Annotated in this window: 7 protein-coding genes; 2 read left to right on the top strand and 5 right to left on the bottom strand. The window is 64.0% G+C overall.

The window, feature by feature from the left end:
• Nucleotides 1–1,591, top strand: a 1,591-nt coding sequence (locus VEK15_29470; protein ID HXV64864.1) for a carboxypeptidase regulatory-like domain-containing protein, incomplete at its 5' end; no start/stop codon positions are given.
• Nucleotides 1,592–1,597: 6 nt separating this feature from the next.
• Here VEK15_29470 and VEK15_29465 read toward each other — a convergent pair.
• Nucleotides 1,598–2,032 (bottom strand): hypothetical protein, encoded by a 435-nt coding sequence (locus tag VEK15_29465; protein HXV64863.1) that lies wholly within the window; start codon nt 2,030–2,032, stop codon nt 1,598–1,600.
• Between the two features lie 71 nt (nt 2,033–2,103).
• The gene (locus VEK15_29460; protein HXV64862.1) at nt 2,104–4,104 is read right to left on the bottom strand and encodes a S9 family peptidase; all 2,001 of its coding nucleotides are present in this window, start codon (nt 4,102–4,104) and stop codon (nt 2,104–2,106) included.
• Between the two features lie 55 nt (nt 4,105–4,159).
• Between VEK15_29460 and VEK15_29455 the strand changes: the two genes are divergently transcribed.
• Complete coding sequence (locus VEK15_29455; protein HXV64861.1) at nt 4,160–5,149, top strand: alpha/beta hydrolase domain-containing protein; 990 nt, start codon at nt 4,160–4,162, stop codon at nt 5,147–5,149.
• Nucleotides 5,150–5,158: 9 nt separating this feature from the next.
• Here VEK15_29455 and VEK15_29450 read toward each other — a convergent pair whose 3' ends face one another.
• The 3 genes from VEK15_29450 to VEK15_29440 all read right to left on the bottom strand — a co-directional run.
• Nucleotides 5,159–8,281 (bottom strand): efflux RND transporter permease subunit, encoded by a 3,123-nt coding sequence (locus tag VEK15_29450; protein HXV64860.1) that lies wholly within the window; start codon nt 8,279–8,281, stop codon nt 5,159–5,161.
• A gap of 6 nt (nt 8,282–8,287) precedes the next feature.
• The gene (locus VEK15_29445; GenBank protein ID HXV64859.1) at nt 8,288–9,448 is read right to left on the bottom strand and encodes an efflux RND transporter periplasmic adaptor subunit; all 1,161 of its coding nucleotides are present in this window, start codon (nt 9,446–9,448) and stop codon (nt 8,288–8,290) included.
• Nucleotides 9,449–9,481: 33 nt separating this feature from the next.
• A partial coding sequence (locus tag VEK15_29440) for a DegT/DnrJ/EryC1/StrS family aminotransferase (protein HXV64858.1) occupies nt 9,482–10,335 on the bottom strand: 854 nt, incomplete at its 5' end.

The following is a 10,335-nucleotide window of genomic DNA, read 5'->3' as shown; positions in this document are numbered from 1 at the left end:
CAACGTGAGCGCGATGGACTGGGACGGCGTCGAGCTGTCTCTCGTTGCCGGCGCGCCGGTGAGCTTCGTTCAAAACCTCTCGCAGCCGGTGTACTCGAGACGGCCGACGGTTCCGCTCCCCGCGGGCCTGCAAGTCGCGCCGCAAACGCATGGGATGGCGTTCGACGTCGCGGGGGAGGGTACGCGGATCGCGGGAACGGTGGCGGACTCGGCAGGAGGGGTGCTCCCTGGTGCTGAAGTTCAGGCAGTCGACCGCTCGGGAGAATCCGTGAGCATGGCCGTCACGGACGAAGGTGGCCGATTCGTTCTCTGGGTGCCGGCGGGAGTGTATCGCGTATCCGCCAGCCTAGTGGGCTTCTCGACGCATGAGTACCGCGAAGTGATCGTTGCGCCGGGAAGGACACGGCAACTCGACTTTCGACTTGATTTGGATAGCGTCAGCGAGACGGTGACCGTTACTGGTGTGTCCCCACTGCTCGAACCCGCCGAGAAGATGAAAAGGGAACGAGGATTCCCCGGCGGTATCGTGGGTGGTGTCCCGTCCTCGCCGCCTCCCCCGGCCCCGATCTCTCGTGCCCTTCGCGAAAGCCGCGTCGAGGCCGCCCAGGCGGCTGCTCTCGGAGACCAGTTCGAGTATCGACTTCCTCATCCCGTCAACATCGGGCGCAACCGCTCGGCACTCCTCCCCATCGTCCAGACCGAGATCGCCGGAGAAAAGGTATCGATATACAACGAACGGAGCCGCGATCCGCGGCCACGCCTCGCCGTTTCGCTCGTGAACGAGACCGGCCTCACCCTCGACGCGGGGAGCTTCACCGTCCTCGACGGCGATGCCTTCGCGGGCGAGGGGCTGACCGAGGTCATTCGGCCTAAGGAGAAACGGATTCTCAGCTATGGTCTCGATCTGCACCTCGACGTCGCCGCCGGTCGCGAACGAGCGCCCGAGCGGGTCACGAGGGTCGCCGTCGGTCGCGGAGTCTTGCGGCGGGACGTGAAGCTCCGGAGAAGCACGGCATATTCCGTTCGAAGCCAGGACACCGACGCGCGGGTAGTTCTCATCGAGCATCCGGTCGAGGTCGACTGGACGATCGTCGAGACGCCGGCGCCGGCGGAAACGACCCGGGAAGAGTATCGATTTCGCCTGGAGGCCGCGCCCGGCGTGACCACCGAGCTCGTCGTCCAGGAGGAGAGCCATCGCGAAACCACATACGCGCTCTCGAACGTGAGCTCGGATCAGATCGCACTCTGGCTCGAGGAGCGCTCGATCGATCTCGAGGTCGAAAGGGTGCTTAGGCAAGTGGTTGCCAAGCGCGATGAGGTGGCAGCGGTGAGCCAGGAGCTCCAGCGGCTCGAGTCCGAGCAAACGAGCCTCTTCGACGACCAGCAGCGGCTACGCGAGAATCTGGGAAAGCTCGGCGGCAGCGGCGAGGAGAAGGGCCTCCGGCGGCGCTATGTGGGCGAGCTCGAGCGGCAAGAAAACCGACTGGCCGAGATTCGCGCCGAGCAGGGGAGGCTCGAGGCCGAACGGCGTGCGCTTCAGGTGGAGTTAGACGCCATGGTCAGGGACCTCGCGTTCGAGAAGAGTCTCTGAGATTCCTTATTCCTTGTAAAGAAACGCTCCTGCCAGGGTCGCGATGGGCACCTCGACGAGACTCCAGAAGACGGGAAGCCAGACGAGCTTTGGCGGAACCACGACGATGCCGGCGTGAACGTAGACGCCGGCGTAGAGGTAGGACATGGCCCAGACCGCCAGGCCGGCGCAAATGGCCGTCCCCGGTCCGGGGCCGAAGCGCGGACGGATGGCCGCGTAGGTCCAGACCGCGAGAAACCCGAGAGCAAAGGTGGCGGCGACGAGCCACATCAGGAGCGTGGGGCTCGGCTCGACACTCAGGCCCATCCGGTTCCAATCTTCCATGAGCTTCGCTCCATCCTCGGCGAGCACGATGGCGTGAAGAACGAACTCGCTCACGTTCATGATGAGCCCGGCGACGAGCCCTCCCAGAACCACCTTTCCCCACTGGATCGGTCCCATGATCACCTCCTACTGGCAAGTATCATGTCCGGAGCTGGGAAAATTCGCGCGCCACAAGCGCGATTAGTACGTCAGTGTACGCGTCGACTGTCCCCGTTCCCCTCATCGTTTCCCTGTTCAGGACTCGACGACTCCGCGGTTTCTTCCCAAATCCACTTGGAGAACCACTCTTCGTTGTGCGTCATGACGGCCCGGTTCGATTTTGGCTTGTCGATGGCATGACCGAAGCCCTTGTAGATCGCGAGGCGGACGGGCACGTTCTGATCTCGAAGACCCTGATAGAGCTCGTAGGCGTTCGGAATGGGGACGCGGGGGTCGTTCTCGCCGTGCTGGATGAGCGTCGGCGTCCGGGCCCGCTTGATGTACGTGATGGGCGACGTCTTCTGGTAGATCGCGGGATCGTCCCAGGGGTCATCCTTCAAGTACTGCCGCGTGAACGGATGGATGTCGGTGTTGACGTAGTACGTCATCCAGTCGGAGATACCCGCGCCGACCGATGCCGCCCGGAAGCGGGCGCTCGAATGCGTCGTCAGGAAGGCGGAGATATAGCCACCCTGGCTCCATCCCATCGTGCCGACGCGTTCGGGATCGACGATGCCCTGATCGATGAGTCGATCGAGGCCGGACTCGACGTCCCAGGCATCGCCGACACCGAGATTTCTGACGTTCAATGCGCGAAACCCCGCCCCGTAGCCGGCGCTTCCGCGATAGTTCACCATGAGCACGAGGGCCCCTTTGGCGACGAACCGTTCGATGGGGTAGTACCGGCGGTCGGAGCCGGGGAGCTTCTGCTGGCTATCGACGCCGGTGGGCCCTCCGTGAATCTTGAAAAGGAGCGGGTATTTCTTGTTCGAGTCGAAGTCGGCGGGTTTCACCAGCACGCCCTCGATCGTGGTGCCGTCGGTGGACTCCCATGAGATCACCTCGCGGCGCCCCAGCGCGAAATCGGCGAGCTGCGCATCGAAATCGGTGAGGGGTGCGGGTGCGATCGAGTCCAGCGGCGATCGGTAGACCTCGGTAAATCGTTCGAACCGATCCGCGGTAAACGCCAGCTCCGGCGCTTCGCTCGCGAGCGAGACGGAGCCGAGAACCCATCCGTCGCCCGAAAGCCGCGCCACGCCGGATCCATCCTCGAGCAGGCGATACAGGTGGCGCTCGGTTCGGGCCGACGCCAGGAAGTAGATGCCGTCGCGGCGCCAGGTCAGGAGTCGGGTATCTTCGTCGAAGCGGCTCGTGATGATCGCAGGCTCGCCTCCCAACGGGCTCACGACGGCGATCTCATCGTTCCCGTAATACGTCTCCACACCGCCCGAGGTCACGAAGGCGATCCGAGTCCCGTCCGGGGACCATCGAGGCGAGCCGTCGGCACCGGGCCAGCCGACGATGAGCTTCGTCTTCCTCGCTTCGACGTCGGTGACATACAGATCCGAAAGCAAATAGGCCGCCGGGTCCGGGGAGGGCCTCGCCGAGAACGCGACGAATCGCCCATCGGGCGAGATCGCGAAGCTATCGATGGTAAAGGCCTCGCCCTCGGTCAGGGCTTCGAGCGCCCGTGAGCCCAGATCGAGCCTGTAGAGGCGGGTCATGCGGTGGTCTTCGTCCTCCCAGGAGAAGTCTCCGAACCGCTTCTCGCGTTCCTCCATCGCTTCGCTCTTCGGATCGGCCGCCGTGACCGCCATCCAGGCGCCGTCGTATGACCACTCGAAATCCTCGACTCCATCCTCCCTCAGGGTGAGCTGCTCGGCCTCGCCGCCTGCAACCGGAATGCGATAGAGCTGCCTCTTCTCGGTGCGATCGGAAAGGAATGCGATCCACTTCCCGTCAGGGGCAAAGCTCGGCGAGAAGCTCGATCGCTCGGCGCGGGTGAGCTGAAACGGTGGCTCGTCCCCGCGGGCGAGCCAGATCTCGCGCTCGTAACGATCGTCCTCCCAGTTCGTCTCGGTCACGGTGTAGGCCACGAGGGAGCCGTCGGGCGAGACCGCGACTTCGCCGGGAAACTCGAGCTCGATGAGCTCGTCGATCGTGGGCACGTGCAGAGCGAGCAGCGTGATGGTGAGAGCGGGTAAGACCATGAGGGCCTCCTTGCGGTCTCAATTATAGAAGGAACTTCGTGCTAGGCTTGGCTCGATGCGAATCCTTTTCGCGCTCCTGCTGTCCGGCACCGATACCATCGAGATCCCGGTGGGCGACTTACGCTACGAGAAGCGCTACGTCCTTCGCGTGCCGGACGAGTGGAATCGCAAGCTCGTCATCGGAGCCCACGGCGGAAGCGGGGGCGAAGCCTATTCGCGCGATGGTCGGGTGATGGGAACCGATGAGACCGCTCTCGACGATGTCGTCGGCACGTTCGCCGTGAGCCGCGGTTTCGCTTACGCGAGTCTCGACCGCGACGGGATCGGCGGAACGCCCGATGGACTCGCGCTGACGAAATCCTTCACCGAGTTGATGCGAGAGCGCCTCGGTCAGGTTGCGCGGACTTATCTCTTCGGGCTCTCGATGGGAGGAGGCATCGCCCGTCTGGCGGCGGAGGAGGCCGAGCCGGCATTCGACGGCGTCGTCATCATCGCCGGCGCCCACGGAGACGCCCAATCCGGAGTCGGGCGGCGGGCGCGGATGGCTGAGCTGTGGCCGCTCGATGAAGACGAAGTGAGCGCCTATGCCGAAGTAGTCGCGACTCCTCCCGAAGCGCGGCGCTTCTGGCCGTTTCTCGGTCGATCGAGCGCGGGGCGCGCGGCGTCGGGAGAGCGCGGGCCGGAAACCTCGGGGCTCATCCGCGTTCCGGTCATCGAGGTCGTCGGCACCTTCGATGACTTCGTGCGCGCCGAGGTTCTCGCCTACAAGCACAAAGTGCTCGCCCGCGGGCAGGGCTCACGCCACCGGCTCTATCAGGTCGAGGGAGCCTGGCACATCTCGTCCAATGACGACGCCATCTCGTCGTTCCAATATGCCGGCTCGCGAATGGGCCTTTCGAGCGCGGAAATCGACGCCATGGCGACGGGCACCACCTATATCCCCACGGTGCAGGAGGCGCTCGAGCTCCTCGACGGCTGGGTCGACGAGGGGACGGAGCCGCCTCGAGACGTCACCATTCGGGAGCGGCAGCGCCTGACTCCCTGACGGCGACCGTCACACGGCGGCGGGCTCGGCCCCGGCCGAGGGCTCCGTTTCCTCTTGCTCCTCCGCGACTCTCTCCTCCACGGTGGTGTAGAGCGTGGGAATGAGGACGAGCGTGATGAGCGTCGAGACCGTCAGGCCGCCGATCACGACGCGCGCCATGGGCGCCTGCACCTCGGCACCTTCACCGATGCCGAGCGCCATGGGAATCATCGCGAGGACGGTGGTGAGGGTCGTCATGAGGATGGGACGAAGGCGGCGGCGCCCGGCGAGCTCCACGGCGTGTCGAAGCGGCAGACCGTCCCTTCGCCGCAGCAGATTCGTGTAATCGACGAGAACGATCGCGTTGTTGACCACGATCCCGGCGAGCATGATGGAACCGATGAAAGCCTGGATGTTGAACGTCGTGTCGGTCAGGAACAGCATCAAGATGACGCCGATGGCGGCGAGAGGAATCGAGAACAGAATGACCAGAGGGTCTCTCAGCGACTCGAACTGCGCCGCCATGACCATGTAAACGAGAATGACGGCGAGGACGAGACACAACATGAGACCGCGAAACGCCTTTTGCTGCTCCTCGTATTCGCCTCCGAAGAGAATCGTGAACTCCGGAGGAAGGGTGAGGCTCCGGATCCCGCTCTCGATGTCTCCCATGATGCTTCCGAGATCGCGTGAGGCGAAATTGGCGGTCACGGTGACGATGCGCTCCTGATCCTTGCGCTCGATATTGACCGGCCCCTCTCTGCGCTGCATTCGGACGAGGCTCGAGACCGGCACGGTCTGACCGACCGGTGTATACATCGGCACTTGCTCGACCGAGGCGAGGTCTCGACGATCCTCCTCCTGGAGGCGAACGAGGATATTGTACTCGTTACCCGCCTGGCGAAACATCGATGCGATGCGGCCTCCCACGGTGGTGCGCAGAGCGTCCGCGAGGTCGGAGACGTTGAGCCCCATGGTCGCCGCCTTGTCGCGGTCGACGGTCACCAGCATCTCGGGCATCCCCTCGCGGCGGCTGACTTGCGCGTCGGTAACCCCGGGAACGTTCTCGACGATCTCTTTCACCTGAAGGGCGAGCTCGTTCGCGATCTGCATGTCGTGGCCCCGGATCTCTACCGAGATCCGATCCTCGCCACCCCGTCCCATTCTCATGAGAAACATGCCCCCGCTCGCCCGGGCAAATGCGAGGACTCCCGGACGTCTCACGAGATGCGGACGCAGAGCGTTCGCGATTTCCTGAGTCGAGCGGTCTCGCCGGGATTGATCGACGAGCTGGATGCGAATGTTCGCGCGATGGGTCGAGGACTCCCTCCAGCCGCCGCCACCCACCTCGGTGAGGACGTGTTCGGCTTCGGGCACTTCCCGAAGCACCATCGATTCGACCTCCAGTGCCACCGCTTCCGTCACCTCGACCCGAGTTCCCGCTGGCAGCTCGAGGGTCAAGCGCACCTCGCCTTCGTCGGTCTCGGGCATGAGCTCGAAGCCGACCATCGGCGCGAGAAGCAGGCTCCCCGCGAGCAGAAGCCCGGTGCCCAGGGCCACGGTTCGTCGATGGCTCAGAGCCCATCGGATCAACTGTTGATACTCGGCATCGATGGCCGTCAGAAACTCGCCACTCTGGTGCACGATCCGCTGGAGGATGGGATGGCGGTTCGGGTCCGGCTCTCCCACCCGAAGGAACTTCGAGCAGAGGACGGGGATGACGGTCAAGGCGACGACGAGAGACGAGAAGAGCGCGAAGGCGATGACATAGGCAAGCTGCTGGAACATGATGCCCGACATGCCGGTGAGGAAGACCAGAGGCACGAAGACGGCTATGGTGGTGAGAGTCGAGGCGACGATGGCCGAGGAGACTTCGTTCGTCCCTTCGACCGCGGAATCGTAGCGCGAACGACCCGACTCCCGATGTCGAAATACGTTCTCGAGAACGACGATGGCGTTGTCCACCAGCATGCCCACACCGAGGGCCAGGCCGCCGAACGACATCGTGTTCAGCGTAAAACCGTTGAAATACATGAGCGCGAACGTCGAGATGACAGCGATGGGGATCGATGCGGCGACTACGAACGTGCTTCTCACGTTGCGCAGAAAGATGAAGAGGACGAGAATCGCGAGGATGGAGCCGGATATCGCCGCATCGCGCACGTTGCGGATCGACTGCTCGATGAACTCCGACTGATCCATGATCGGAGTGGCGGTGATGTCGGGGTAGTCCCGGTTGATCCGTTCCAGCTCCGCTTTCACGGCACGAGCCACCGTCACGGTGTTCGCGCCCGCCTGCTTTCTCACCGACAGCCGGATGCCGGGTCTGCCATCCACGCGAACGACGTCGCGGATCTCCTCGTGGGAGTCCTCGACACGAGCCACGTCCTTCACGTAGACCGGGATTCCGTCGTGAACCGTGAGAACGATGTTCTGGATCTGCTCCACCGTCTGGAACTCCCCCTGGGTGCGAAGCAGGAGCTCGAAGTCACCTTCCTCGACCGGACCGACGGGCTCGTTGAGGTTCTCACGACGGAGCACGTCGACGACGTCGCGAATCGACAGGCTGTATCCCCTCAGCCGTTCGAGCGAGAGATCCACGTGGATCTCGCGGCGAAGCCCGCCGCGAACGTCCGCCGCGGCGACTCCCGGCACCCGCTCGAGGCGGTAGAGGATCTGATCCTCGATGAATTGCCGCAGATCCTTGGGATCGCGATCTCCCGATACCGCCATGAAGAGAATGGGAAACTGCGAGACGTCGAACTTGAACAGGCTGGGGGGCTCCGCATCTTCGGGGAGCGTGCTTCTCAGGCGGTCGACCCTGGTTCGTATCTCGTTGGCCGCCTCATCCAGGTTCGTTCCCCACTCGAAACGGACTTGAACGCGGCTCTGGCCCTCGGAGGACGTGGCAGTGATCTCTTCGACGCCCGGGGCCGAGCTGATGGATCGTTCGATGGGCCGAGTAACGAGAGTCTCCATCTCCTCGGGCGCCACGCCCGGATATTCGGTAACGACGGTAATCGTCGGGAACTCGACATCGGGCATGAGGTCCACGGGAAGGAGGGTGAAAGAAATCCCCCCCAGAAGAATGGCGACGGAGCACACCATGGCCACGGTGATGGGGCGCCGAATGGCAAAGCGCGGCAGGTTCATCGACGATTAATCTCCCTCCGGGTGCATGACGCGAACCGAATCACCGGTCTTCAGAAGGTTGGCGCCGCGAGCGACAATGGTCTCGCCTGGGCTCAGACCCGATAGGACTTCGATGCGATCGCCTTCGGCAACCCCTGTCACGACGGCTTGGAATCGCGCGGATTCGCCGTCGATCACGAAGACCCCGGGCCGATTGCTCCGATAGACGAGAGAGTCCCGGGGAATCATGAGTGCGTCCCGTTCGGCCTGGAGGTTCAAGTCCACCCGGGCGAACATCTCCGCCTTGAGAAGGCCGTCGCGGTTGTCGAGCTCGATCTCTACCGGCGCGGTGCGGGTCTGGGCGTCGAGAAGAGGCGAGATCCGCAGGACTCGGCCGGCGAACTCCCGGCCGGCGAGAGCATCGACGACCACCTTGGCCTGGTTGCCCACCGCGATCTTGTTGATCTCACGCTCGGGGACGTTGACCACGGTCTTCACGGTGGAAAGATCGAGAATCAGCACGACCGGAGTGGAAGAGGAGACGAGTGCCCCGACATCGATGTAACGCTGCGCCACCGAGCCGGTGAGCGGAGAGACGATCGCCGTCTGACCGAGGCGAATTCTGAGCTCTTCGAGCTCCGCCTCGGCCTGGGCCACCTGGGCAAAAGCAAGAGCTTTCTGCGCGTTCGACACCTGAAGGTTGGTCTCGGCCTGCTGTAGCTGCTGCGAGGAGACGACGCCGTCGCGGGCGAGGTTCTGCAACCGGTCCAGCTCGAGCTGTCTTCCGGCGAGCTCGGCTTCACGCTGCGCGACCGACGCCTCGGCTACCTGCAGGGCAGCTTCGGCGCGTCGAACCTGCTGACGCAGCTCGTCGTCCTCGAGTCGGGCAATGACCTGCCCCGCCCCCACCCAGTCGCCCCGGTCGACCCGGATCTCGACGACCCGCCCGCTGAGCTTGGGAGTCACCTCCACCCGCTGTGCGGCGCGGAGGGAGCCCACCAGAGAGACCCGCTCGGTGATCCGACTCGACTCGGGTGTCGCCGCCTCGACCAGCTGAGCGCGAGATCCCGGCCCGCCCGGACCTCCACCCTTCGAGCCGTCGGTTCCGGCGCCGGACTCCTGGTAGACCCGGAACGCCAGGAGCCCGCCGAGCGTCACGGCCGCGATTAGGAAAACCGTTCTACGCATCGTATTGATGACGTCCGTCTCGGGCCATTTGTTTCACCCGCGGAAGAATTCCAGAATCTCGGCAACTACTCGTTCCTGTTGATTTTGCGTCAGTTCCGGGTACATGGGAATCGCGAGGGTTTCCCTGGCCGCCGCCTCGGCGACGGGGAAGCTTCCTTCCCCATATCCGAGCTCCCGAAAACACGGTTGGAGGTGGAGCGGGAGGGGGTAGTAGACGGCGGTGCCGATCCCTTTCGAAGCGAGATGCTCCCTGAGCTCGTCGCGACGCCGGGTACGAATGACATATTTGTGGTAGACGTGATCAGCCGTCGCCTTCGGTGGCTGTACCTTACCTTGGGAAACGAGTCCGCTCCGTTCGAACAACTCATCGTACGATGCGGCCCGTTCCCTTCTCATCCGTGTCCACTCGCCGAGATACTCGAGCTTGACCTCGAGAAGCGCGGCCTGGACCGCGTCGAGCCGGAAATTGCCGCCGACGGTCTCGTGAACGTACTCCTCGGTCCCCCCGTGGGTTCGAATGCGACGAATGGACTCCGCCAGCTGGACATCGTTCGTCAAGACCATTCCCGCGTCGCCGAGAGCGGCCAGGTTCTTGCTGGGGTAGAAAGATAGAGTTCCCGCGGTCCCGACCGTGCCGGCCATCCTGCCCGCGTCGTCGCTCGCGCCAATGGCTTGGGCAGCGTCCTCGACGACCGGGATGCCCCATCGCCGTGCGATCTCGAGGATCGGTGCCATGTCGGCGAGCTTCCCGAATAGGTGGACGGGGACGATCGCTTTCGTCTTCTCGGTGAGCCGCTCTTCGAGCCCGCGGGGATCGAGATTGAGGGTCGATTCGTCGACCTCGGAGAAAACCGGAGTCCCACCGAGTCGGGCGATGACGCCAGCGG

It is taken from the genome of Vicinamibacteria bacterium (assembly GCA_035620555.1).
Lineage (GTDB): Bacteria > Acidobacteriota > Vicinamibacteria > Marinacidobacterales > SMYC01 > DASPGQ01.
Note: the sequence above shows the minus strand (reverse complement) of the source record. Positions and strands in the feature narration are given on the sequence as shown.

Bases quoted from the DNA above. Each gene is read 5' to 3' on its own strand.
- VEK15_29465 (HXV64863.1), bottom strand. From the start codon at position 2,032: ATGGGACCGATCCAGTGGGGAAAGGTGGTTCTGGGAGGGCTCGTCGCC.
- VEK15_29460 (HXV64862.1), bottom strand. From the start codon at position 4,104: ATGGTCTTACCCGCTCTCACCATCACGCTGCTCGCTCTGCACGTGCCC.
- VEK15_29455 (HXV64861.1), top strand. From the start codon at position 4,160: ATGCGAATCCTTTTCGCGCTCCTGCTGTCCGGCACCGATACCATCGAG.
- VEK15_29445 (HXV64859.1), bottom strand. From the start codon at position 9,448: ATGCGTAGAACGGTTTTCCTAATCGCGGCCGTGACGCTCGGCGGGCTC.
- VEK15_29450 (HXV64860.1), bottom strand. From the start codon at position 8,281: ATGAACCTGCCGCGCTTTGCCATTCGGCGCCCCATCACCGTGGCCATG.